Genomic DNA, 21,488 nt, shown 5'->3' with positions numbered 1-21,488 from the left:
CATTCTGATAACCGCGGCTAGCTAAATTCCATTGGTAGGGTGGGCTTCAGCCCACCAAGCTGTCTCTGTTGGTGGCTGAAGTGGATCGCCGCTCGGCCCACCCTACGAATCAGCCCTTATACGGTGGGCGGCCCCGGATAGCCGCAATGCGCCCAGGCCTCCTGGCGGCTGTACCAGGCCATCATCACCAGTTGCAGCAGCGAGGCGTGGCCCATGCGCAGCAGGCTCAGGCTGCTGTTCTGCCAGCGCGTGAGGAAGTTGCGCACGTCATCGGCGCTGGCGTTGTCCCAGCTGCCCCAGACCCCGGTCAGCGGGCCGCGGGTGATGGGCAGGGCGAGCACGTCGAACAGCTGCACGGTGAGTTTGAGCATCTCCGGCGACAGGTGCGCCAGGCTGGTGTCGAGGCTCTTCAGCGTGCCGTCGATGGCCTGCGGCATCTGCTCGGCGCTGACGGCGCCGTCGAGCATCACCGGGATCAGTGCGCGCAGAAAGGGCAGGTCGCTGCTGCGCAGGATCAGGTAGCCATTGGCTGGCGTGCTGGCCGAGCAGCCGCTGAGGGTGGCGGTCAGCCCGGCAGTGCCGAGCAGCGCCGTACCCAGCAGGCCGACCTTGAGCAGATTGCGCCGCGACAGCTGCGGCGCGTTGAGGGTGGTGTCGTTCATTGTTGTTGTCACCAGGCGTAAAACGGGCGCTGCCCGCGTTGTTCAGCGTACGAACAGCTTGTAGACCAGCTTCTGGATCGCCTTGCCATAGGGCGGGTAGATCAGCCGCGCGGCGTTGAAGCGCTGCTTGATGAACACGCCCTTGGCCTTGCTGAAGGTCAGGAAGCCTTCGTGACCGTGGTAATGGCCCATGCCGGAGGGGCCGATGCCGCCGAACGGCATGTCGTCCTGCGCCACGTGCAGCAGGGTGTCGTTCAGGCACACGCCGCCGGAATGGGTCTCGTGCAGCACGCGCTGCTGCTCGCGCCTGTCGTAGCCGAAGTAGTACAGCGCCAGCGGCCGGGGCCGCGCGTTGACGTAGGCGAAGGCGTCTTCAATTCGCTCGTAGGGCACCACCGGCAGCAGCGGGCCGAAGATCTCGTCCTGCATCAGCTTCATGTCGTCGTTGACGTCCAGCACCAGGCTCTGCGGCAGGCGCCGGCCCTGGGCTTCGGGGTAGATCGGGACGATGCGCGCGCCCTTGGCCTGGGCGTCCTGCAGGTAGCCGTTGAGGCGGGCCAGCTGGCGCTCGTTGATGATCGCGGTGTAGTCGGGGTTGTCCTTGAGCTGCGGGTAGAAGCGCTGCACGACGTCGCGGTAGGCGCTGACGAAACCGTCGACGCGATCGCGCGGCACCAGCACATAGTCAGGCGCCACGCAGGTCTGCCCGGCGTTGAGGGTCTTGCCGAAGGCGATGCGCTCGGCGGCGTGCTCCAGCGGCACGTCGGCGGAAACGATGGCTGGCGACTTGCCGCCCAGCTCCAGGGTCACCGGGGTCAGGTTCTCGGCGGCGGCGCGCATCACATGCTTACCGATGCTGGTGGCGCCGGTGAACAGCAGGTGGTCGAACGGCAGCCTGGAGAAGGCCATGCCGACTTCCGCCTCGCCCAGGGCAACGCTGACCAGGTCCTCGGGGAAGATGCGCGCCAGCAGGTCCTTGACCAGCTGCGAGGTGGCCGGGGTGAACTCGCTCATCTTGATCATCACCCGGTTGCCGGCGGCCAGCGCGCCGGTCAGCGGGCCGATGGCGAGAAACAGCGGGTAGTTCCACGGCACGATGATGCCGACCACGCCCAGCGGCTGGTAGACGACCTTGGCCGCGGCGGGCATGAACTGCAGGCCGACGCTGCGCCGCGAGGGCTTCATCCACTTCCTGATGCGCCTGGACGCGTAATGGATGCCATGCAGGCTGGGCATCAGCTCGGCGAGCAGGGTCTCGTCGGTCGAGCGATTGCTGAAGTCCCGCGAGATCGCCGCGATCAGCGCATCCTGCTGCTCGGTCAGCAGTTCGCTGAGGGATTTCAGCCACTGGATGCGCTGCTCGGCCGACGGCATCGGGTTGGCGGCGAAGGCCGCGCGCTGCAGGGCGAAGGTGGCGTCCAGCTGGTTGATCTGCTGTTGGCTCTGCTGCAGATAGGCGATGTCGGCGACCATGGGTTTCTCCTCGACGTTCCAGCGGGCTGCTTGGGACTGTGCTGGATTTCTAGAGCAATTACTCTAATGTGTCAAATAGGATGCCGCGTCGCTGCCTGAGTCGCACCCTAACCAAAGGCCAGCGGCAGCATTTGAGATGCGTCGAGGGGTAACACTTCGGCTGTTTCGCCTGTACCTTTGCCACTTTTGAAGTCGAGATCGAGCTGCGTCATGGCGCCACCCAAGACCCGCGACCGCATCGTTGCCGAGAGCCTGGCCCTGTTCAACGGCCAGGGCGAGCGCAACGTCACCACCAACCATATCGCCGCGCACCTGGGCATTTCGCCGGGCAATCTGTATTACCACTTCCGCAACAAGCAGATGATCATCGCCGAGCTGTTCGCCCAGTACGAAGCGCAGGTCGACAGCTTTCTGCGCCGTCCCGAAGGCCGCGCGCTGACGGTGGAAGACAAGACCTTCTATCTGGAGGCGCTGCTGGCGGCGATGTGGCACTACCGCTTCCTGCACCGCGACCTGGAGCACCTGCTGGAATCCGACGCCGAGCTGGCCGCGCGTTACCGCGCCTTCGCCCGGCGCTGCCTGGTGGGGGCGCAGTCGATCTACCAGGGGTTCGTCGAGGCCGGCATCCTGCTGATGACCCCGGCGCAGATCGAGGCGCTGACGCTCAACGCCTGGATCATCATGACCTCCTGGGTGCGCTTTCTCTGCACGGCGGGTGCCAGCCCGGACAACCTCAGCCAGGACATGCTGCGTCGCGGCATCTACCAGGTGCTGGCGCTGGAGGGCGGCTATATCGCGCCTTCGGCGCGTGCGGCGGTCGAGGCGCTGTATGATCGCCTGCATGTGCCGCTGGAGCAGGTGCTGGGGTGAGCGGTTCGGTGCCGCCGGATGCGGTGTAGCCCGGATGCAATCCGGGGAGCTGTGCCGGAGCATTCGCGGATTTCATCGGCGCTACGACTTCGCGGCTCGGTAGGAGGGGCTTTAGCCGTGAGCTTTTCGCCGCTGAAGCGCCTCTCACGATCTGCAGCGACTGCCTTGCCCGCTTGCAATCCGTAAGGGCCTTTGTCGCGTCTTCCCGGACTTTATCCGGACTACGGTTCTTGCCGCCTGCGCAGGAGCGGCTTCAGCCGCGTTTACCCGAGGTTCGCCAACCACTGCGGAATTCGTCTTTCCAGGTAATAAGCAGGACGGCGCGGGCTGCCTTCGACGAAGCCGACATGCCCGCCCTTGGCATGTAGTTCGAACTCGGTACCGGGAGCCAGCTCGCTGGCCTCGGGCAGGCTGTGACGGAAGATGAAGGGATCGTCTTCGGCCTGGATGATCAGCGTGCGCGTGCGAATGTCGCCCAGGTAGAAGCGGCTGGAGGCGCGCCGGTAGTAATCGTGGGCATCGGCGAAGCCGTGCAGCGGCGCGGTGATGCGCCCGTCGAAGTCCCAGAAGGTACGCATGCCGTCCAATGGGCCGAGGCGCTCCAGCACCGACAGGCGCTCGCTGTGGCCCTGCTCGGTGAACAGGCGCTGCTTGTTGCTGACATAGGCAACCATCTCGCGCATGAAGTGCGCCTGGTAAACCCGCGAGAAGCCCAGGCCGATGCGGTCGGCGCATTGATCCAGACGAAACGGCACCGACACCGCCACCGCTGCCTGCAGCTGGCTCTGCGCGCCGCTTTCGCCCAGATACTTGAGCAGCACGTTGCCGCCCAGCGAATAGCCGACGGCGTACAGCGGCGCCATCGGCCGTTGCGCGCGCAGGTGGGCGACCGCTGAAGCCAGATCCTCGCTGGCGCCGGAGTGATAGCCGCGCGGCAGCAGGTTCGGTTCACCGGAGCAGCCACGCCAGTTCAGTGCCACGCTGGCCCAGCCGCGCGCAGCCAGGGCCTGTTGCAGGCCGAGCACGTAGAGCGAATTGGAGCTGCCGGTCAGGCCATGCAGCACCAGCACCAGCGGCGCGTGGGCGTCATGCGGGCCGTACCAGTCGAGGTCGAGAAAGTCGCCATGGTCCAGCCACAGCCGTTCGCGTGGCCGTTCCAGTTGCGGCGGCTTGCGGCAGAAGGGGTTCCACAGCGTCTGCAGATGCGGGCCGGGGAGCCACCAGGCGGGGCGAAAGTCAGTGTTCATGGTGCAGTCGATCGTCGGCAGTAGACGTAGCCCGGATGCAATCCGGGAATGGTGGCCCTGGATTTCATCCAGGCTACGGAGCTATTCAGCGTCGGCGCTTGCGGAGTATGCGCCAAGCGCACCAGGCCAATACCAGTAACGCGACGATACGCTGATTGGTAAGTCCGATGACGATACCTTGCTGATGCTCCAACAGTATCGTGCGATTCAAATTCAGCGGAATTTCCTGCTGGCTGAGCAGCACCGGCAGCGCCAGTGCGATCAGCAGCAGGTAGGGCAGGTGGGCGTAGATAAAGTCCTTCATCCACGCTGCCACAGCGCGTAATGCACCTGACCCGTGTGCTTCTCCCGATGCAGGCGCCAGTTGCCGGGCAGGCCCAGCGTCGAGGGCGCGGTTTCGCTTTCGGTGTAGATCCAGGCGTCGTCGGCCAGCCAGTTCTGAGCTTCCAGCAGGTCGCAGGCGCCTTGCAGCAGATCCTTGTGGAACGGCGGATCGAGCAGGACGATATCGAAGCGCCGCGGCGCCGGCCGGGCCAACAGTTGCAGGGCGTCGCCCAGCTGGATTTCGCCGGCGCTGCACTGCAGCGTCGCCAGATGCCCGCGCAGCGCAGCCACCGACGCCGGGTTGAGGTCGCAGGCCAGGCCGCTGGCAGCGCCGCGCGACAGTGCTTCGAGCAGCAGCGCGCCGCTGCCGGCGAAAGGGTCGAGCACATGGGCGCCCTCGACATAGGGCGCCAGCCAGTTGAACAGCGTTTCGCGCACCCGGTCCGGGGTCGGGCGCAGGCCCGGGCCGTCAGGAAAGGCGAAGCGCCGCGAGCGCCATTGCCCGCCGATGATGCGCAACTGGCCCTGGCCGCCGTGGGCCTTGCCCGCGGCGGGTTTTTGCGGAGCGCGACCGCGCATCAGTGCGGCACCGTGCTGGGCAGCTCGGCCGGGCGGTCGGTGGGCGGCGGCAGCTCCTTCTGCGGCACGGTCGGGCCGGCAGTAACCACCACCAGCGCCTCGGGGTCGAGGTGCTTGGCCATCGCCGCTTTCACCTGCTCGGTGGTGAGGTTCTGCACGTCACGCATAAAGTCATCCAGGTAGCTCAGCGGCAGGTCGTAGAAGCCCATCGAGGCCAGCTGGCCGACGATATCGGCATTGCTTGCGGTGGACAGTGGGAAGCTGCCGGCCAGCTGACGCTTGGCGTTGTCCAGTTCCTGCTGGGTCGGCCCATCTCGCAGATAGTCGGCCAGCAGTTGCTTGACCAGTGCCAGGGTACCCTGGCTGAGCTCGGCACGGGTCTGCAGGTTGATCATGAACGGGCCGCGTGCCTGCATGGCGCTGAAGCCGGAGTAGACGCCGTAGGTCAGGCCACGCTTCTCGCGCACCTCGCTCATCAGACGGGTGCCGAAGCCACCACCACCGAAAATCTGGTTGCCCAGATACAGCGCTGCATAGTCCGGGTCGCGACGGTCGATGCCCAACTGAGCAAGCATCAGATGGGTCTGGTTGGACGGGTATTCGATATGGCTGGTGCCGGGCTTGGGCGTTTGCGGCTGGGCTATCTTCGCCAGGGCCGGGCCTTGCGGCAGGGCGGCTGATACCTGATTGGCGATGGCCTCGGCCTCGGCACGAGACAGGTCGCCAACCAGCGCGATCACGGCATTACCGGCGGCATAGGCGCGGGCATGGAAAGCCTGCAACTGCTGGCGGGTGATGGCCGGAATCGATTGCGCCGTGCCGTCGCTGGGATGGGCATAGGGATGCTGGCCGTACAGGCGCTCGAATAGCTCCAGGCTGGCCAGCTTGCCCGGGTTCTGCTTCTGGAACTCGAAGCCGGCGAGCAACTGGTTCTTGATCCGCGCCAACGAATCGGCAGGGAAGGTGGGCTTGCCCAGCACATCAGCGAACAGCGCCAGTGCAGGTTCACGTTGTTCGCGAGCGCTCAGGCTGCGCAGGCTGGTCACGGCCATGTCGCGGTAAGCGCCGTTGCCGAACTCGGCACCGAGCCCTTCGAAACCGGCGGCGATGGCGCCGACGTCCTTGCCCGGTACGCCTTCGTTGAGCATGGCATTGGTCAGGGTGGCCAGCCCCGGCACGCCGCCGTCCTGGCTGCTGCCGGCGGCGAAGGTCAGGCGCAGGTCGAACATCGGCAGCTCATGAGCTTCGACGAACAGCACCTTGGCGCCCTGAGCCGTTTGCCAGGTCTGGATATCCAGGGTGCGGCGCAATGGCGCCTTGTCGTCGAGCGCAGCCAGCGACTGCAGCTTGGCGGCGTCGCCGGTTGCCGTGCTGTCGGACAGGCTGGCGCAGGCACCCAGTGCCAGGGCGGTGGACAGGACCAGGCCGAGCAGGCCCAGACGGCGTTGCTCAGTCTTCATGGGCGGGACTCCTCATTGCGGGACTCTTCGGGCAGAACGTGGGCGACACTCAGGCGGTCGCGAACGAAGAAGGTACGGGCGGCCTGCTGGATGTCCGCCGGGGTCACGGCTTCCAGTTCGGCCAGTTCCTGGTCGATCAACTGCCAGGACAGGCCGACGGTTTCCAGTTGACCGATACCGGTGGCCTGGCTGGTGATCGAGTCGCGCTCGAATACCAGGCCGGCGATGACCTGGGCGCGTACGCGCGCCAGTTCGGCAGCGGACGGCGGGGCCTTCTTCAGTTCCTCCAGTTCGCGCCACAGGCCGGCTTCGGCCTGCTCCAGGGTTTTGCCTTTCTGCACATTGGGCGTGGCCGAGAGGATGAACAGGCTGTCACCGCGGGTGAAGGCGTTGTACCAGGCGCTGGCGCCGGAGACGAGCTCCTCGCCGCGCTCCAGGCGGGTCGACAGGCGTGCACTGTAGCCGCCGTCGAGCAGGGCGGCGGCCAGGCGCAGGGCGTAGACCTGGCGCGGCGTTTCGGCGGTGGCCAGGCCCGGCACGTTGAAGCCCATGATCAGATTGGGCAGTTGGGTCTTCAGATACAGGGTGGTACGTCGCTCACCCGCTGCGGCCAGCTCCAGCGGCAGTTTGGCGGTCGGCACCTCGCGGCGCGGAATGTCGCCGAAGTAACGCTGCACCTGGCTCTTGACCTCGTCCACGCTGACGTCGCCGACCACCACTAGGGTAGCGTTGTTCGGCGCGTACCACTTCTGGTACCAGGCGCGCAGTTCGTCGATGTGCATGCGGTCCAGGTCGGCCATCCAGCCGATGGTAGGGATGCTGTAGCCGCTGGCCGGGTAGGCCATGGCCTTGAAGCGCTCGAAGGCCAGCGAGGAAGGGCGGTCGTCGGTGCGCAGGCGGCGCTCTTCCTTGATTACCTCGATTTCCTTGGCGAACTCGTCTGCCGGCAGTTTCAGGTTGGAGAGGCGGTCGGCTTCCAGCTCCAGCGCCACGCCCAGGCGGTCGCTGGCCAGCACCTGGTAGTAAGCGGTGTAGTCGTCGCTGGTGAAGGCGTTTTCCTCGGCGCCCAGTTCGCGCAGGATGCGCGAGGCTTCGCCGGGGCCGAACTTGCGGCTGCCCTTGAACATCATGTGTTCCAGGGCGTGGGACAGGCCGGTGGAGCCGGGCGTCTCGTAGCTGGAGCCGACCTTGTACCAGAGCTGGCTGACCACCACGGGCGCGCGGTGATCCTCGCGGACGATAACCTTCAGGCCGTTGTCCAGTTCGAATTCGTGGGTGGGTTGAGCGGGAGAAGCGAAGGCCGCGAGTGGCACGCAAAGGGCGCCGAACAGCAGGCCGAGGGAACGGCGGGCAATTGCATTCATCAAAAGTCAGACCTGTCGGATAGCCTGGGCGGTCGTACCGCCGGCGGGCGAAGAGGTGCTAGGATACCCCATCCTTTTCCGGGGCGGCGCGGCAAGGCTTTACAGCCTGTTAGCGTTCGCTCCCCTGAGATGCAAGCGACCCATGTTTGGTTCCAATGACGACAAGAAGTCGCCGGCCGAGGCTGGCGCGCAGACCCCGCCTGTGACCGAAGAAAAGAAATCCCTGTTCAGCTGGTGGCGCAAGAAGCCGGCAGAGACAGCTGCGGAGCCGGCCAAGCCTGCGCCCGCCGAGCCGTCGACCTCTGAGCCCGAAGCCTTGCCGGTAGCGGCTGACGTCGCGCCAGCCCCAGCGCCGCAGCCTGAACCGCTCATTGCCGAAACTCCGGTTGCCGCACCTGCGGTCGTCGAACCGCCGCCCGTCGTAGCCGAGCCCATCGTCGAGGCCGCTCCGGTGGCGGCTGCGCCGGCGCCTGTCGCCGCGCCGGCCACGCAGGAAAAGCCCGGCTTCTTCGCCCGTCTCAAGCAGGGCCTGTCCAAGACCAGCGCCAGTCTCGGCGAAGGCATGGCCAGCCTGTTCCTCGGCAAGAAGGCCATCGACGACGATCTGCTCGACGATCTGGAAACCCGCCTGCTTACCGCCGACGTCGGCGTCGAGGCGACCACCACCATCATCGGCAACCTGACCAAGCGCGTGGCGCGCAAGGAGCTGGCCGACAGCGGTGCGCTGTACAAGGCACTGCAGGAAGAGCTGGTCAGCCTGCTCAAGCCGGTCGAGCAGCCGCTCGTGATCGACGGCGCCAAGCAGCCCTATGTGATCCTCGTCGTCGGCGTCAACGGCGTGGGCAAGACCACCACCATCGGCAAGCTGGCCAAGAAGCTGCAGCAAGACGGCAAGAAGGTCATGCTCGCTGCCGGCGATACCTTCCGCGCTGCCGCCGTTGAACAGCTGCAGGTCTGGGGCGAGCGCAACAACATCGCGGTCATTGCCCAGCACACCGGCGCCGACTCGGCCTCGGTGATCTTCGATGCGGTACAGGCCGCCAAGTCCCGCGGTATCGACGTGCTGATCGCCGATACCGCCGGGCGCCTGCACACCAAGGACAACCTGATGGAAGAGCTGAAGAAGGTCCGTCGGGTGATTGGCAAGCTGGACGAGACGGCGCCGCACGAAGTGCTGCTGGTGCTCGATGCCGGCACCGGGCAGAACGCCATCAGCCAGGCCAAGCAGTTCAACCAGACGGTGAACCTCACCGGCCTGGCGCTGACCAAACTCGACGGCACCGCCAAGGGCGGCGTCATCTTCGCCCTGGCCAAGCAGTTCGGCCTGCCGATTCGCTACATTGGCGTGGGTGAAGGTATCGATGATCTGCGTCCGTTCGAGGCGCAGGCTTTCGTCCAGGCACTCTTCGAGGAGCGTGAGCGCGGATGATCCGATTCGAGCAGGTCGCCAAGCGTTACCCCAATGGCCATGTCGGGCTGCACGAGCTGACCTTCCGCGTTCGCCCCGGCGAATTTCTCTTCGTCACCGGCCACTCCGGTGCCGGCAAGAGCACGCTGCTGCGCCTGCTGCTGGCGATGGAGCGGCCCACCAGCGGCAAGTTGCTGCTGGCCGGGCAGGATCTGTCGACCATCACCAACGCGCAGATTCCCTTCCTGCGTCGGCAGATCGGCGTGGTGTTCCAGAATCACCAACTGCTGTTCGATCGCACGGTCTACGACAACGTCGCCCTGCCGCTGCAGATTCTCGGTTTGTCCAAGCCGGAGATCGCCAAGCGAGTCGGCGCCGCGCTGGAGCGCGTCAGCCTCAGCGACAAGGCCGCGCAAGCGCCGGGGGATCTGTCCACCGGTCAGCAGCAGCGCGTTGGCATCGCCCGCGCCATCGTCCACAGGCCGGCCCTGCTGTTGGCGGATGAGCCCACCGGTAACCTTGACCCGCGCCTCGCTGCCGAGATCATGGGCGTGTTCGAGGACATCAACCAGCTGGGTACCACGGTGCTGATCGCCAGCCACGACCTGGCGCTGATCGCGCGCATGCGCCAGCGCATGCTCACCCTGCAACGCGGTCGCCTGATCGGTGATGGGGAGGCTGCCTGATGAGCGCATCGAAGATGCCCACCCCGCAACCGGCCGAGCGTGTCGGCGCGGCGCCGCGCAACAAGGTGGTGGACGGCCCGGCCGACGAGCCGGATTTCCGCACGCTGTTCCATGCCTGGCTGGAGAGCCATCGCGCCAGCCTGGTGGACAGTCTGCGCCGCCTGGCCCGTCAGCCCATTGGCAGCTTCTTCACCTGCTGGGTGATGGCCGTGGCGCTGAGCCTGCCCATGGGCCTGTCGCTGCTGCTGGACAACGTCGAGAAGCTCGGCGGCTCCTGGCAGCGCGCCGCGCAGATTTCCCTGTTTCTCGACATGTCCGCCGGTGAGCGCGATGGTCAGGCGCTGCGCGAGCAGATCGCGGCGATGGATGATGTTTCCGACGCCGAGTGGATCAGCCGCGAGCAGGCGCTGGAAGAGTTCCAGCAGCTCTCCGGCCTGGGCCAGGCGCTCAAGGAACTGCCGGAGAACCCGCTGCCAGGCGTGGTCCTGGTCACGCCGAAGGAAGTCGACAAGGCCAAGCTCGAAGCCCTGCGCCAGCGCCTGGCGGAGCTGCCCAAGGTGGAGCAGGCACAGCTCGATCTGGTCTGGGTCGAGCGTCTGACTGCCATCCTCAAACTGGGTGATCGCTTCGTCTTCGGTCTCAGCCTGCTGCTGATCCTGGCGCTGCTGCTGGTGATCGGTAATACCATCCGCCTGCACATCGAGAATCGCCGCGCCGAGATCGAGGTGATCAAGCTGGTAGGTGGAACCGATGGCTACGTGCGACGTCCCTTCCTTTATATGGGCGCGTTGTACGGTTTCGGTGCCGGCATCTTCGCCTGGTTGCTGCTGGCCTTCGGGCTGGATTGGCTGAACGATGCTGTAGTACGTTTGGCCGGACTTTACGGTAGCGATTTCGCCCTGGGTGGCGTACCTTCGTCCGACGGTTTTTCGCTGCTGCTTGGCGCCGTGCTGTTGGGCTATATTGGCGCCTGGCTGGCAGTGGCGCGTCATCTGAACGAACTGGCGCCCCGCTAAGGGCGCTGCTCGATACGGCTGAACGCGAGCTGACAAGTCATTGTTTTGGTTGATATTGACTATCTGACAGGGAACTTATCCACAGGCTCTTAATCAGATAGCGCAGTGCTACACTGCACGAGTTTCGTGAATCGGAGGATTCGAATGTCCACTTCCTTGCAACCTGTTCATGCCCTTGTTCCAGGCGCCAACCTGGAAGCTTACGTGCATGCGGTCAACAGCATCCCGCTGCTGACGCCCGAGCAGGAGCGTGAACTGGCCGAAAATCTCTACTATCAGCAGGACCTCGAGGCCGCCCGCCAGATGGTGCTGGCCCACCTGCGTTTCGTGGTGCATATCGCCCGCAGCTACTCCGGTTATGGTCTGGCCCAGGCCGACCTGATCCAGGAAGGCAACGTCGGCCTGATGAAGGCGGTCAAGCGCTTCAACCCGGAAATGGGTGTGCGTCTGGTGTCCTTCGCAGTGCACTGGATTCGTGCCGAGATCCACGAGTTCATCCTGAAGAACTGGCGCATCGTCAAGGTGGCCACCACCAAGGCGCAGCGCAAGCTGTTCTTCAACCTGCGCAGCCAGAAGAAGCGTCTGGCCTGGCTGAACAACGATGAAGTCACCGCGGTAGCGGAAAGCCTGGGTGTCGAGCCGCACGAAGTGCGCGAGATGGAAAGTCGCCTGACCGGCCAGGACATGGCCTTCGACCCGGCAGCCGATGCCGACGACGACAGCGCCTTCCAGTCGCCCGCGCATTATCTGGAAGATCACCGCTACGACCCGGCTCGCCAGCTCGAGGATGCCGATTGGAGCGACAGCTCCAGCAGCAACCTGCACGAAGCGCTGGAAAGCCTGGACGAGCGTAGCCGCGACATTCTCTACCAGCGCTGGCTGGCCGAAGAGAAGGCGACGCTGCACGACCTGGCCGCCAAGTACAACGTCTCGGCCGAGCGTATACGCCAGCTCGAGAAGAACGCCATGAACAAGCTCAAGGGCTGTATCGCCGCCTGAGCCTGTCGTAACCCGAAAAGCCGCACCCTGGTGCGGCTTTTTGCTGTCTGGAGCAACCGCCTTGAACAAAGCCCCGCTGAAAGCGCAGCACTGGCTGATATTCGCGATCGTTGCCGTGCTGTTCTTCGCTTGGGGCGCCTGGTTGATGCGCAGCAGCGAGGTTCAGCCGGTGGCCAACCTGCAGCAGTGGCGCGATGCGCTGTTGCAGCCGCTGGCCGAAGATGGGCTGACGCTGCGTGAGGTGCAGGCGCTGGCCCCGGGCGAGCTGTGGCTGGAGCCGCGCCTGGACGGCGCACGGCTGTCCTATCGAGCGACGCTCGAAGGGGAGGAGGGCGAGTGGTCGCTGCAGGCTGAACTGGCCTTGAGCAAGAATCAGCGCGACAGCCTGATGGCGGCGCAAGGCCTGAAAGCAGGCGATGCAGAACTAGCGCTGGATGAGTCGCTGACCGCGCAGATGGCCACCTTCCCCATCGCCAGCCTCAATCTGCACGCACCGCAAGCGCTGGCCAGCGAGCGCCTGGCCGCCAGCCTCGGGCAGCCTCGTCTTTCCCTGGAGCTGGCCGATGGTCAGGCTTGGGTGTATCCGCAGTGGGGTTTGACCGTGCATCTGCATGGCGATGACGTCGCGCTGTTGCATGCGGTGCCGCGCAAGGCGTTTCGCGCTACTCGCTAGCTACAGCCAGCGCGGCCACCAATCGGGGCGTTGCGGCTTGAGCTGGTTGAGGTAGTGGCTGCCGCCGAGCTGATTCATCTGCTGGCGAATCCAGGCCGCGCGGCGGATCACGTAGCCATTCGGCCGGCCTGCGCTCCAGCGCAGCGGGTTGGGTAGCACGGCAGCCAGCTGGCTGGCCTGCTGGCGATTGAGGTAAGGCGCGCCGACGCCGAAATGGTGCTGTGCGGCGGCTTCGGCGCCGAAGATGCCATCGCCCCATTCGACGCTGTTGAGATAGACCTCGAGGATGCGTTCCTTCGACCAGAGCAGCTCGATCAGCGCGGTGAACCAGGCTTCCAGCCCTTTGCGCAGCCAGCTGCGCCCGGACCAGAGGAACAGGTTCTTGGCCACCTGCTGGCTGAGGGTGCTGGCACCACGCAGCGAGCCGCCACTCTGATTGTGCGCCAGCGCTGCCTGGATGGCATTCATGTCGAAGCCCCAGTGCTCGGCGAACTTCTGGTCTTCGGCGGCGATCACCGCCATCTTCAGATGGTCCGGCAGCTCGTTCCACGGGCGCCACTGACGCTTGAGTTCCAGCGACTGCCCGCTGCCCCAGGACTCGATCTTGCGTTCGATCATCAGCGCCGTGCCGGGCGGCGGCACCCAGCGCAGCAGGAGCACCAGCAGGGAACTGGCCAGCATCAGCCAGAGCAGCAGTTTCAGCAGGCGGCGGGTCAGGGCTCGGAGCATGGAGTCTCGCAATGATTGGGCGTGGCGCTATTAAAACAAAAAATCGCCGGGAGCGATTTTTGACGTCGGCTCTGCCGACGGCCCGAAGGGTTGCCGCCAGGGATGGCGGGCAGCAAAAAATCGCCGGGAGCGATTTTTGACGTCGGCTCTGCCGACGGCCCGAAGGGTTACCGCCAGGGATGGCAGGTAGCAAAAAATCGCCGGGAGCGATTTTTGACGTCGCCTTGTACATTCCCGAGACACCACAGGTTTGGGAGCGGGTGTGACAATAACGACACTCTCGCCACACGAGCCAGTGGTTAAACTGCGTTCTGGTCGACCTATTCAGGAGTTTCCATGGCTCGTCTCTGGCTGCTGTTATCCGCTTTTGCAGGCTTTACCGGCGTCGCGCTGGGCGCCTTTGCCGCTCACGGTCTGAAAAATCGTCTGACGCCTGAATACCTGGCGGTTTTCCAGACCGGCACGCACTATCAGCTGATCCACGCGCTGGCCCTGTTCGGCGTCGGTCTGCTGGCGCTGCACATGCCCGGACGCTTGGTAAACCTGGCCGGTGGCGCCTTCGCCGTGGGCATTCTGCTATTCTCCGGCAGCCTTTATCTGCTGACCCTCAGCGGCATCGGCAAGCTCGGCATGATCACCCCGTTCGGCGGTGTCGCCTTCCTGATCGGCTGGCTGTGCCTGGGGCTGGCGGCCTGGAAGCTGACCTGACCCTGGCGTCAGAAATGAGGACGAATGGCGCCTTTTAGCCTTGGTCGCAGACGGCTGTCGGGCTAGAATGCCGGCCCTCTTCCTAGTTGTGACCGAGTCGCCATGCGTATCCAGTTGAATGGTGAACCCTTCGAACTGCCGGATAACCAGAGCGTCGCCGACCTGTTGGTTCGCCTCGACCTGACCGGGCGCCGTGTGGCGGTCGAGCTCAATCTGGACATCGTTCCACGCAGCCAGCACGACAGCACCCAGCTCGCCGAAGGCGATCAGGTGGAAGTGGTGCACGCCATCGGCGGCGGTTGACTTCACGAGGAGTATTCCATGAGCCAAGTTCTCAGCGACAAGCCCTTCACCCTGGCCGGTCGTACCTTCCAGTCGCGCCTGCTGGTCGGTACCGGCAAGTACAAGGATATGGACGAGACCCGTGATGCCATCGCGGCTTCCGGTGCCGAAATCGTCACCGTGGCCGTGCGCCGCACCAATATCGGCCAGAATCCCGGCGAGCCGAACCTGCTCGATGTGATCAGCCCGGACAAGTACACCATCCTGCCCAATACCGCCGGCTGCTACGACGCCGTCGAGGCCGTGCGCACCTGCCGCCTGGCGCGTGAGCTGCTCGATGGCCACAACCTGGTCAAGCTGGAAGTGCTGGCTGACCAGAAGACCCTGTTCCCCAATGTCATCGAAACCATCAAGGCCGCCGAAGTGCTGGTCAAGGACGGTTTCGACGTCATGGTGTACACCAGCGACGATCCGATCATCGCCCGCCAGCTGGCCGAGATCGGCTGCATCGCGGTGATGCCGCTGGCCGGCCTGATCGGCTCGGGCCTGGGTATCTGCAACCCCTACAACCTGCGCATCATCCTCGAGGAATCGAAGGTGCCGGTGCTGGTCGATGCCGGCGTGGGCACGGCCTCCGACGCCACCATCGCCATGGAGCTGGGCTGCGAGGCGGTGCTGATGAACAGCGCCATCGCCGAAGCGCAGAACCCGGTGCTGATGGCGCGTGCCATGCAGCATGCCGTCGAGGCCGGGCGCCTGGCCTACCTGGCCGGGCGTATGCCGAAGAAACTCTATGCCAGCGCGTCGTCGCCGCTGACTGGCCTGATCAACTAAGGATGACGATTGGCTGCGCGTCGGCTCGCCGGCCCGCCAAGTCGTAAACACCCTACAAGAGCCCAGCATGACCGATACCCAACAGCCCGAACTGACCGAAGACGGTCGCCAGCGCCGTACCATCAAGAGCTTCGTGATGCGCGCCGGGCGCATGACCGAAGGCCAGCAGCGTGGCATCGACAAGGGCTGGCCGCTGTTCGGCCTGGAACTGGAAGACGGCCTGCGTGACTTCGACCAGGTGTTCGGGCGCAGCGCGCCGCGCACCTTCGAGATCGGCTTCGGCATGGGCCATTCCACCCTGGAGATGGCCGCCGCAGCGCCCGAGCAGGATTTCATCGGCGTCGAGGTGCACAAGCCGGGCGTTGGTGCGCTGCTCAATGGCGCCATGACGCAGAACCTGAGCAACATCCGCGTGTACAGCTGCGATGCGCTGGAAGTGCTGCGTGATTGCGTCGCCGATGCCAGCCTGGATCGCGTGCTGCTGTTCTTCCCTGATCCCTGGCACAAGTCGCGTCATCACAAGCGCCGCATCGTGCAGCCGGCCTTCGCCGAGCTGGTGCGCAGCAAGCTGAAGATCGGCGGCGTGCTGCACATGGCCACCGACTGGGAAAACTACGCCGAGCACATGCTCGAGGTGATGAACGCGGCGCCGGGCTATCGCAACCTGGCCGCCGATGGCACCTATGTGCCGCGCCCCGAGGAGCGTCCGGTGACCAAGTTCGAGCGTCGCGGCGAGCGCCTCGGCCATGGCGTATGGGACCTCAAGTTCCAGCGCCAGGAATGATGTCGGGCGATCCCTGCCGCCAGGGACCGCCCAGGCCAGAATCTGAAGGATGCATGACTAGATCGGGATAAACCGACGGCCAGGATGGCGCCTCACCTCAGAACCTGTTCACGATCTGCTGCGCGCCGCCGCTACTGCGTTAAAAACAAGCTCGGATGCTCATTTACTACTTGTAGACTCCGCTTCCTCGCTTGCTTTTGCCTTGTATCGCGCTAGCTCGCGAGATCGTGAAAAGGCTCTCAAGACACAACAACGATAAGCATGCCTGCAAGGCCTGTAGATATTGGCGACGCCACTGCCATGGCGTCGCAAGGAGAGCATTGTGTTGAGATCGGTTTCCATTCTTCTGCTGACCGCCCTGGCCTTTCAGGCCCAGGCCAAGGTCGATGCCAGCCAGGCTGCGCGCCTGGAGCAGGACCTGACCCCGCTGGGCGGTGAGCGTGCGGGTAATGCTGCCGGCACCATTGCGGCCTGGACGGGTGGTCTGGCGACGCCGCCGGCCGGTTACCAGTCCGGTATGCACCACCCTGACCCTTACGCCGGTGACAAGCTGCTGTATCGTGTCGACGGGCACAACCTGGCGCAGTATGAGCAGCTACTGCCGGTCGGCCTCAAGGCCCTGCTGCAGCAGAACCCCAGCTTCTATCTGCGCGTCTTCCCGACTCGCCGCAGTGCAGCTGCGCCGCAGCGCATCTACGATGCCACCCGCTTCAATGCGCTCAATGCCGAGCTGATTTCCGGCGGCAACGGCGTACAGGGTGCTGCGGCCGGCGTGCCGTTCCCCATACCGCAGAACGGCCAGGAGGCCATCTGGAACCACATCATGCGTTACCGTGGCGACCAGATCAGCATGGCCACCAACCAGGCCGCCGTGCTCGCCAATGGCAGCTACAACCTGCTCAAGCTCGAGCGCGACATCTATTTCCTCTACGGCCGCGAAGGCGTTGCCCCGCAGGATCTGGACAACACCCTGTTCTTCTACAAGTACAAGGTCGTGGCCCCGGCCAAGCTGGCCGGCTCGGCACTGGTGGTGCAGGAGACGCTCGATCAGGTGCTGGCCATCCGCAAGGCCTGGCGTTTCAACCGCGGCGAGCGCCGCGTGCGTCGCCTGCCAATGCTCGCCTACGACACCCTGCAACCCGATACCAACGGCATGGCCACCGCCGACCAGGTGGACGCCTACAATGGTGCGCCGGATCGCTACGAATGGCAGCTGCTGGGCAAGCGCGAGATGCTGGTGCCCTACAACAGCTACGCGGTTCATCAGCAGGGCATTCCCTATGCCGACATCCTCCAGGCCAAGCACATCAATCCCGAACTGCTGCGCTACGAGCTGCACCGCGTCTGGGTGGTCGAGGCGGACCTGCGCACCGGCTTCAGCCATCCGTACGGCAAGCGTCGTTTCTATCTGGACGAGGACAGCTGGCAGATCCTCGCCGTCGACCTGTACGACCGCAATGGCGACCTGATCGGCCTGCAGGAAGCCCACCCGATCAGCTACTACGACGTGCCGATGTTCGGCTCGACCCTGGAGACCATCTACGACCTCAAGGGTGGCCGCTACTTCGCCGACGGCCTGGACAACAACGAGAAGATGTACGACTTCGACGCCCGGCTGAGCCCGCGCGACTTCACCCCGCAGGCCCTGCGTCGCGAAGGCAACTGAGCCGGCATCATCCGCGCGACCAGCGCATCGTCAGCTCCGGCTGGCCGGTGTGCGGGTCGCGCGTCTCGTCCACCGTCATGAAACCACCTGCACGGTAGAAGGCCACCGCCCGGGTATTGGCGCGGTACACGCCCAGCTCGAGGCTGTCGCGTCTGCGCTTGGCTTCGTCCAGTAGCCGACGGCCCAGGCCACGGCCCTGAGCGTCCGGGCTGACGAACAATGCGGCCAGGCGCTGTTCGTGTAGCGATGCGAAGCCCAGTACCTGCCCCTTTTCCTCCAGTACCAGGGTTTCGGCCTGCGGCAGATAGAGGTCGCGCATGGCGGGCAGCTGCTCGCGCCAGAAGCTCTCCGGCACGAAGTCATGGGCCAGGATGGAGGCCTTCAACCAGAGGTCGAGTACGGCGTCGCTGTCTGCGGGATGGTAGAGGCGAATCATGATCAAGCCCTGTTCGAGGAGAAGTGAATCCATGGCGGTCCGGTTACATATCTTCGGTGCATCCGGCTCGGGCACCACTACCCTGGCCTGCACGCTGGCCGAGCGCAACGGCTGGCTGCATCTGGATACCGACGATTTCTACTGGTTGCCCAGTGAGCCGCCCTATGTGTACAAGCGGTCGCCCGAGGAGCGCGTCAGGCTGATCCGCGAGCGTACCGCACAAGCGCCCGACTGGGTGCTCAGTGGCTCGCTGTGCAGCTGGGGCGAGGCGTTGATCCCGTCCTTCAGCCATGCCCTGTTCCTGCGCCTGGACGACCAGGAGCGCATGCGCCGACTGCGTCAGCGTGAAGCGCAGCGTTATGGTGCGCGCATCCAGCCGGGAGGTGACATGCATGAGCAAAGCCAGGCCTTTCTGGAGTGGGCCGCGGGCTACGAGCAGGGCGACTTGAATACCCGTAGCCTGGCCATGCACGAGGCCTGGATGGCTCGCCAGCTGAACTGTCCGCTGCTGCGCCTGGACTCGACCCGGCACAGGCCCGAGCAATTGGCCGAGCAGGTGATGAGCTGGTTGGTGCGCTGAGCGAAAACGCCGCGTATAGTCCCGGCCTGAATTAAGAAACCGCTCTAAATCGGTGCTTTCGGCGCTATCGAGCTGCTTTGGTTTCAATTTTCCCGGTGCGTGGTCGCTTATTAGCCGCGTACGGCCCGTCAGAACTACCCAGGTTCACGGGCAATCCCAAACTGCTTCCAGATTCCGGTGATAACGCTCTGCGCTGAAAAGCCCGACCAGAGGCTTCTGCTCCCAGGCTCCATCGCTTGCTCATGGATCTGGCTTTCAACGGCGGCTGGCCAGCCCGGTGCGCCATCAATGGAGTCCTTAGCATGAACATCAAGGATTTGCCGCTGCGCCTGAAGATCACCCTGACGGCGGCGGCGCTGTTATCGCTGGTCAGCATCGCGCTGATCTGGCAGAGCGTTTCCTCTCTGGACAGGACGGTCAATGACACCCTGCAACGGGATATCGACGGCTTCGCCCAGTCGGTGTCGGTCAACCTCGGCAACTGGATGCATGACCGCATCAACGCGGTGAAGATCACCGCCAGCAGCCTGGTCGAGCAGCCGCAGATCGCCCCGCACATTCTGCTGCAGCAGACCTGGGCCACCTTCGCCTTCAACATCACCTATATCGGCACCACCGACGGACGTATGCTGCAGAACGACCCGAGCGTGGTCCTGAAGAACTACGATCCGCGCCAGCGCGGCTGGTATCAGGGCGCCGAGAAGAGCAACGATGTGTTCATCAGCGATCCTTATGTATCGCTGACCGATGGTGCCTACGTAGTAACCATCGCCTATCCGGCGCGTCGTGATGGTTCGCTGATCGGCGTGGTCGGCGCCAACCTGACGCTCGGCACCCTGACCGAGACCATCGGCAGGCTGAGCATTCCCGGCGACGGCTACGCGCTGCTGATCGATCAGAGCGGGCAGATGATCGCCCATCCCGACAAGGACTGGCGCACCAAGTCGGCCTCCGACTTCTCGCCGACGCTGGGTGGCGAGCAGCTCAAGGCGCTGGTGCAGCAGCGCCGCCTCACCGAGGCCGATGTGGCGGGCACCGAGAGTCTGCTGTTCGCCGTCGAGATTCCCAACACGCGCTGGACCTTCGTGATGGTCATGGACAAGGCCAAGGTGCTTGCTCCGGTGCGTCACCAGTTGTTCGTGCAGCTGGCCATCGGCACCGGCATGCTGGTCGTTGCCATTCTGGTGCTGGCGCTGCTCGGCCGTGTGCTGTTCCGCGACCTGGAGCAGATTCGCCGCAACCTCAACGCTATCGCTGCCGGTAACGGCGACCTGACCCAGCGACTGCCGGTCAACTCAAACGACGAGATCGGCCAGTTGTCGAGCAGCTTCAACCGCTTCATCGACCAGCTGCACGGCATCATCTCGCGTCTGCGCGATGTTGCCGTGGCGCTGAGCAGTGAGTCCGCACAAGTGGCGAAGGATGCCGACGAGCAGAACCAGCGCGTGCAGCAACATCAGTCGGAGCTGCACCTGGTGGCCACTGCGGTGACGCAAATGGCTTCCGCCACCCAGGAGATTTCCCGCAACGCCGAGACGGCCTCCGGCCAGGCGGTGGATTCGGTCAGCCTCAGTGTGGAAGGACGACGCCAGGTGGAGCGCAGTCAGGAATCGATCTCGCTGCTGGCCGAGGAGGTCGAGGGGGCGGGGCGCATCATCGACGAGCTGCACCGCCACTCCAACGAGATCAGCTCGATTCTTTCCACCATCGCCAGTATTGCCGACCAGACCAACCTCCTGGCTCTCAATGCGGCCATCGAGGCGGCGCGTGCCGGCGAGCACGGCCGCGGCTTCTCGGTAGTGGCCGACGAGGTGCGGGTGCTGTCCAAGCGCACCCACGAGTCGACTCGCGAGATCGAGGCGATGATCCAGGTGCTGCAGGATGCCACCCGTCAGGCGGTCGGGGTGATGGACAACGCCGGCACCAAGGCCTCGCAGAGCGTCACCGATGCTCAGGCGGCCAGTGATCTGCTGCAGCGCATCACCGAGGCGGTCGGGCAGATCAACGACATGGCCGCGCAGATCGCATCGGCGGCCGAGGAGCAGGCCAGCGTGACCGTCGAGGTCAACCGCAACACCGAGAACATCCGCAGCATGGGTGACCAGATGTCGCAGAGCAGTCACGCTGCCTCGGCAGCGGCCTCCAATCTGCAGGCGCTCGGCCGGCAGATCGGCGACGAGGTTACCAAGTTCGTGCTGTAAGGCGGCTGCGCTACCCGCCGTAGGAGCGGCTTCAGCCGCGAAACTGGCGAGCGCAATCGCAGCTGCAGCGGAATGCCGTCCAGCCGCTCCTGCAAGAAGATCGAGTGCAGAGAAAACGCCGCGACTCCGGTAAGGAGCGCGGCGTTTTCGTTTCAGCCCGCGATGAGGCGGCCCAGCGTCTAATTCCTGTCGGCCATGATGCCGATCACCACGAAGATCAGGATCAGCACCGGGGCCAGGGTGTAGTTGTTGAAGTGTGCCAGGCCCTTGGCCAGCCAAGGCGTGAGGAAGACGATGGCCAGGCCGTAGCCGACCGCGCAGAACACCACGAACAGCAGGGTGCGCAGCACGAAGTTGAGGTTGCCGATGGTGCGCTGGACCCAGGCGTTGATGGCCGGGCCGAACAGCACCAGCAGGGTGGCCATGATGGCCAGGGAAATATCGCTGAGGTGGCTGCGGCTCCAGCGCGAGAGGGTGACGATCAGGTCCAGTAGCAGATCCATTCAG

Annotated in this window: 23 protein-coding genes and 1 pseudogene; 14 read left to right on the top strand and 10 right to left on the bottom strand. The window is 64.7% G+C overall.

Features of this window, described 5'->3' with window-relative positions; genetic code table 11:
• Positions 1 to 116 precede the first annotated feature (116 nt).
• Positions 117 to 662: a twin-arginine translocation pathway signal protein gene (locus GYB81_RS16670; RefSeq protein ID WP_148119185.1), complete on the bottom strand. Its 546-nt coding sequence runs from the start codon at positions 660 to 662 to the stop codon at positions 117 to 119.
• Between the two features lie 42 nt (positions 663 to 704).
• Positions 705 to 2,135 carry a coniferyl aldehyde dehydrogenase gene (locus GYB81_RS16665; RefSeq protein ID WP_161866079.1) on the bottom strand — a complete coding sequence of 477 codons (1,431 nt, stop codon included), beginning with the start codon at positions 2,133 to 2,135 and terminating at the stop codon, positions 705 to 707.
• A gap of 210 nt (positions 2,136 to 2,345) precedes the next feature.
• Between GYB81_RS16665 and GYB81_RS16660 the strand changes: the two genes are divergently transcribed.
• Positions 2,346 to 3,005: a TetR/AcrR family transcriptional regulator gene (locus GYB81_RS16660; RefSeq protein WP_161866078.1), complete on the top strand. Its 660-nt coding sequence runs from the start codon at positions 2,346 to 2,348 to the stop codon at positions 3,003 to 3,005.
• A gap of 263 nt (positions 3,006 to 3,268) precedes the next feature.
• On the opposite strand, the gene GYB81_RS16655 is transcribed toward GYB81_RS16660, so the two are convergent.
• From GYB81_RS16655 to GYB81_RS16635, 5 genes are all read right to left on the bottom strand, one after another.
• Positions 3,269 to 4,252, bottom strand: coding sequence for a hydrolase (locus GYB81_RS16655; protein ID WP_161866077.1), 984 nt, complete (start codon positions 4,250 to 4,252; stop codon positions 3,269 to 3,271).
• Between the two features lie 85 nt (positions 4,253 to 4,337).
• Entirely contained in the window at positions 4,338 to 4,556 is a 219-nt protein-coding gene (locus tag GYB81_RS16650) for a hypothetical protein (protein ID WP_041769597.1), read from the bottom strand.
• The gene (gene rsmD / locus GYB81_RS16645) at positions 4,553 to 5,155 is read right to left on the bottom strand and encodes a 16S rRNA (guanine(966)-N(2))-methyltransferase RsmD (protein ID WP_161866076.1); all 603 of its coding nucleotides are present in this window, start codon (positions 5,153 to 5,155) and stop codon (positions 4,553 to 4,555) included. Before rsmD ends, GYB81_RS16650 begins: the two co-directional genes overlap by 4 nt.
• A complete protein-coding gene (locus GYB81_RS16640) occupies positions 5,155 to 6,615 on the bottom strand; it encodes a M16 family metallopeptidase (protein ID WP_161866075.1) in 1,461 nt (486 codons plus the stop codon). Before GYB81_RS16640 ends, rsmD begins: the two co-directional genes overlap by 1 nt.
• On the bottom strand, positions 6,612 to 7,979 hold the full coding sequence (locus GYB81_RS16635; RefSeq protein WP_161866074.1) for a M16 family metallopeptidase: 1,368 nt from the start codon (positions 7,977 to 7,979) through the stop codon (positions 6,612 to 6,614). Before GYB81_RS16635 ends, GYB81_RS16640 begins: the two co-directional genes overlap by 4 nt.
• Before the next feature lie 142 nt (positions 7,980 to 8,121).
• Here GYB81_RS16635 and ftsY point away from each other — a divergent pair, with 142 nt between their 5' ends.
• From ftsY to GYB81_RS16610, 5 genes are all read left to right on the top strand, one after another.
• Entirely contained in the window at positions 8,122 to 9,408 is a 1,287-nt protein-coding gene (ftsY, locus tag GYB81_RS16630; protein ID WP_161866073.1) for a signal recognition particle-docking protein FtsY, read from the top strand.
• Positions 9,405 to 10,073, top strand: a complete 669-nt coding sequence (gene ftsE, locus GYB81_RS16625; protein ID WP_013717545.1) for a cell division ATP-binding protein FtsE — start codon at positions 9,405 to 9,407, stop codon at positions 10,071 to 10,073. The genes ftsY and ftsE overlap by 4 nt, the downstream gene beginning before the upstream one ends.
• The gene (gene ftsX / locus GYB81_RS16620) at positions 10,073 to 11,089 is read left to right on the top strand and encodes a permease-like cell division protein FtsX (protein ID WP_106733324.1); all 1,017 of its coding nucleotides are present in this window, start codon (positions 10,073 to 10,075) and stop codon (positions 11,087 to 11,089) included. Before ftsE ends, ftsX begins: the two co-directional genes overlap by 1 nt.
• 144 nt (positions 11,090 to 11,233) lie before the next feature.
• A complete protein-coding gene (rpoH, locus tag GYB81_RS16615) occupies positions 11,234 to 12,088 on the top strand; it encodes an RNA polymerase sigma factor RpoH (protein ID WP_024309858.1) in 855 nt (284 codons plus the stop codon).
• A gap of 61 nt (positions 12,089 to 12,149) precedes the next feature.
• A complete protein-coding gene (locus GYB81_RS16610) occupies positions 12,150 to 12,761 on the top strand; it encodes a hypothetical protein (protein ID WP_161866072.1) in 612 nt (203 codons plus the stop codon).
• Here GYB81_RS16610 and mtgA read toward each other — a convergent pair whose 3' ends face one another.
• Positions 12,762 to 13,490: a monofunctional biosynthetic peptidoglycan transglycosylase gene (gene mtgA / locus GYB81_RS16605; RefSeq protein ID WP_161866071.1), complete on the bottom strand. Its 729-nt coding sequence runs from the start codon at positions 13,488 to 13,490 to the stop codon at positions 12,762 to 12,764.
• 336 nt (positions 13,491 to 13,826) lie between these two features.
• Here mtgA and GYB81_RS16600 point away from each other — a divergent pair, with 336 nt between their 5' ends.
• From GYB81_RS16600 to GYB81_RS16580, 5 genes are all read left to right on the top strand, one after another.
• Entirely contained in the window at positions 13,827 to 14,198 is a 372-nt protein-coding gene (locus GYB81_RS16600; protein WP_161866070.1) for a DUF423 domain-containing protein, read from the top strand.
• A 102-nt stretch (positions 14,199 to 14,300) separates the two neighbouring features.
• Positions 14,301 to 14,501 (top strand): sulfur carrier protein ThiS, encoded by a 201-nt coding sequence (gene thiS, locus GYB81_RS16595; protein WP_003463964.1) that lies wholly within the window; start codon positions 14,301 to 14,303, stop codon positions 14,499 to 14,501.
• A gap of 18 nt (positions 14,502 to 14,519) precedes the next feature.
• Entirely contained in the window at positions 14,520 to 15,314 is a 795-nt protein-coding gene (locus GYB81_RS16590) for a thiazole synthase (protein ID WP_024309854.1), read from the top strand.
• A 67-nt stretch (positions 15,315 to 15,381) separates the two neighbouring features.
• Positions 15,382 to 16,098, top strand: coding sequence for a tRNA (guanosine(46)-N7)-methyltransferase TrmB (gene trmB / locus GYB81_RS16585; protein ID WP_017363114.1), 717 nt, complete (start codon positions 15,382 to 15,384; stop codon positions 16,096 to 16,098).
• Between the two features lie 322 nt (positions 16,099 to 16,420).
• The gene (locus GYB81_RS16580; RefSeq protein ID WP_161866069.1) at positions 16,421 to 17,764 is read left to right on the top strand and encodes a DUF1329 domain-containing protein; all 1,344 of its coding nucleotides are present in this window, start codon (positions 16,421 to 16,423) and stop codon (positions 17,762 to 17,764) included.
• Between the two features lie 7 nt (positions 17,765 to 17,771).
• Here GYB81_RS16580 and GYB81_RS16575 read toward each other — a convergent pair whose 3' ends face one another.
• Positions 17,772 to 18,233 carry an N-acetyltransferase gene (locus GYB81_RS16575; RefSeq protein ID WP_161866068.1) on the bottom strand — a complete coding sequence of 154 codons (462 nt, stop codon included), beginning with the start codon at positions 18,231 to 18,233 and terminating at the stop codon, positions 17,772 to 17,774.
• On the opposite strand from GYB81_RS16575, the gene GYB81_RS16570 reads away from it, so the two are divergent.
• From GYB81_RS16570 to GYB81_RS25255, 3 genes and pseudogenes are all read left to right on the top strand, one after another.
• Positions 18,232 to 18,780 (top strand): P-loop NTPase family protein, encoded by a 549-nt coding sequence (locus GYB81_RS16570; RefSeq protein ID WP_161866067.1) that lies wholly within the window; start codon positions 18,232 to 18,234, stop codon positions 18,778 to 18,780. The two genes, GYB81_RS16575 and GYB81_RS16570, sit on opposite strands and share 2 nt — an antisense overlap.
• Before the next feature lie 242 nt (positions 18,781 to 19,022).
• Positions 19,023 to 20,123, top strand: a pseudogene (locus tag GYB81_RS25260) (HAMP domain-containing protein); the annotation flags it as partial.
• 153 nt (positions 20,124 to 20,276) lie between these two features.
• Positions 20,277 to 20,981, top strand: coding sequence for a methyl-accepting chemotaxis protein (locus tag GYB81_RS25255; protein WP_438810715.1), 705 nt, complete (start codon positions 20,277 to 20,279; stop codon positions 20,979 to 20,981).
• 179 nt (positions 20,982 to 21,160) lie between these two features.
• Here GYB81_RS25255 and GYB81_RS16560 read toward each other — a convergent pair whose 3' ends face one another.
• A complete protein-coding gene (locus GYB81_RS16560; protein WP_161866065.1) occupies positions 21,161 to 21,484 on the bottom strand; it encodes a DUF3392 domain-containing protein in 324 nt (107 codons plus the stop codon).
• Positions 21,485 to 21,488: the final 4 nt, after the last annotated feature.

It is taken from the genome of Pseudomonas yangonensis (assembly GCF_009932725.1).
Lineage (GTDB): Bacteria > Pseudomonadota > Gammaproteobacteria > Pseudomonadales > Pseudomonadaceae > Aquipseudomonas > Aquipseudomonas yangonensis.
The sequence above is the reverse complement of the archived record's forward strand: the minus strand, read 5'-3'. Positions and strand labels throughout refer to the sequence as shown.

Bases quoted from the DNA above. Each gene is read 5' to 3' on its own strand.
- GYB81_RS16670 (WP_148119185.1), bottom strand. From the start codon at position 662: ATGAACGACACCACCCTCAACGCGCCGCAGCTGTCGCGGCGCAATCTG.
- GYB81_RS16665 (WP_161866079.1), bottom strand. From the start codon at position 2,135: ATGGTCGCCGACATCGCCTATCTGCAGCAGAGCCAACAGCAGATCAAC.
- GYB81_RS16660 (WP_161866078.1), top strand. From the start codon at position 2,346: ATGGCGCCACCCAAGACCCGCGACCGCATCGTTGCCGAGAGCCTGGCC.
- GYB81_RS16655 (WP_161866077.1), bottom strand. From the start codon at position 4,252: ATGAACACTGACTTTCGCCCCGCCTGGTGGCTCCCCGGCCCGCATCTG.
- GYB81_RS16650 (WP_041769597.1), bottom strand. From the start codon at position 4,556: ATGAAGGACTTTATCTACGCCCACCTGCCCTACCTGCTGCTGATCGCA.
- rsmD (WP_161866076.1), bottom strand. From the start codon at position 5,155: ATGCGCGGTCGCGCTCCGCAAAAACCCGCCGCGGGCAAGGCCCACGGC.
- GYB81_RS16640 (WP_161866075.1), bottom strand. From the start codon at position 6,615: ATGAAGACTGAGCAACGCCGTCTGGGCCTGCTCGGCCTGGTCCTGTCC.
- GYB81_RS16635 (WP_161866074.1), bottom strand. From the start codon at position 7,979: ATGAATGCAATTGCCCGCCGTTCCCTCGGCCTGCTGTTCGGCGCCCTT.
- ftsY (WP_161866073.1), top strand. From the start codon at position 8,122: ATGTTTGGTTCCAATGACGACAAGAAGTCGCCGGCCGAGGCTGGCGCG.
- ftsE (WP_013717545.1), top strand. From the start codon at position 9,405: ATGATCCGATTCGAGCAGGTCGCCAAGCGTTACCCCAATGGCCATGTC.
- ftsX (WP_106733324.1), top strand. From the start codon at position 10,073: ATGAGCGCATCGAAGATGCCCACCCCGCAACCGGCCGAGCGTGTCGGC.
- rpoH (WP_024309858.1), top strand. From the start codon at position 11,234: ATGTCCACTTCCTTGCAACCTGTTCATGCCCTTGTTCCAGGCGCCAAC.
- mtgA (WP_161866071.1), bottom strand. From the start codon at position 13,490: ATGCTCCGAGCCCTGACCCGCCGCCTGCTGAAACTGCTGCTCTGGCTG.
- GYB81_RS16600 (WP_161866070.1), top strand. From the start codon at position 13,827: ATGGCTCGTCTCTGGCTGCTGTTATCCGCTTTTGCAGGCTTTACCGGC.
- thiS (WP_003463964.1), top strand. From the start codon at position 14,301: ATGCGTATCCAGTTGAATGGTGAACCCTTCGAACTGCCGGATAACCAG.
- GYB81_RS16590 (WP_024309854.1), top strand. From the start codon at position 14,520: ATGAGCCAAGTTCTCAGCGACAAGCCCTTCACCCTGGCCGGTCGTACC.
- trmB (WP_017363114.1), top strand. From the start codon at position 15,382: ATGACCGATACCCAACAGCCCGAACTGACCGAAGACGGTCGCCAGCGC.
- GYB81_RS16570 (WP_161866067.1), top strand. From the start codon at position 18,232: ATGGCGGTCCGGTTACATATCTTCGGTGCATCCGGCTCGGGCACCACT.
- GYB81_RS16575 (WP_161866068.1), bottom strand. From the start codon at position 18,233: ATGGATTCACTTCTCCTCGAACAGGGCTTGATCATGATTCGCCTCTAC.
- GYB81_RS25255 (WP_438810715.1), top strand. From the start codon at position 20,277: ATGGCTTCCGCCACCCAGGAGATTTCCCGCAACGCCGAGACGGCCTCC.
- GYB81_RS16560 (WP_161866065.1), bottom strand. From the start codon at position 21,484: ATGGATCTGCTACTGGACCTGATCGTCACCCTCTCGCGCTGGAGCCGC.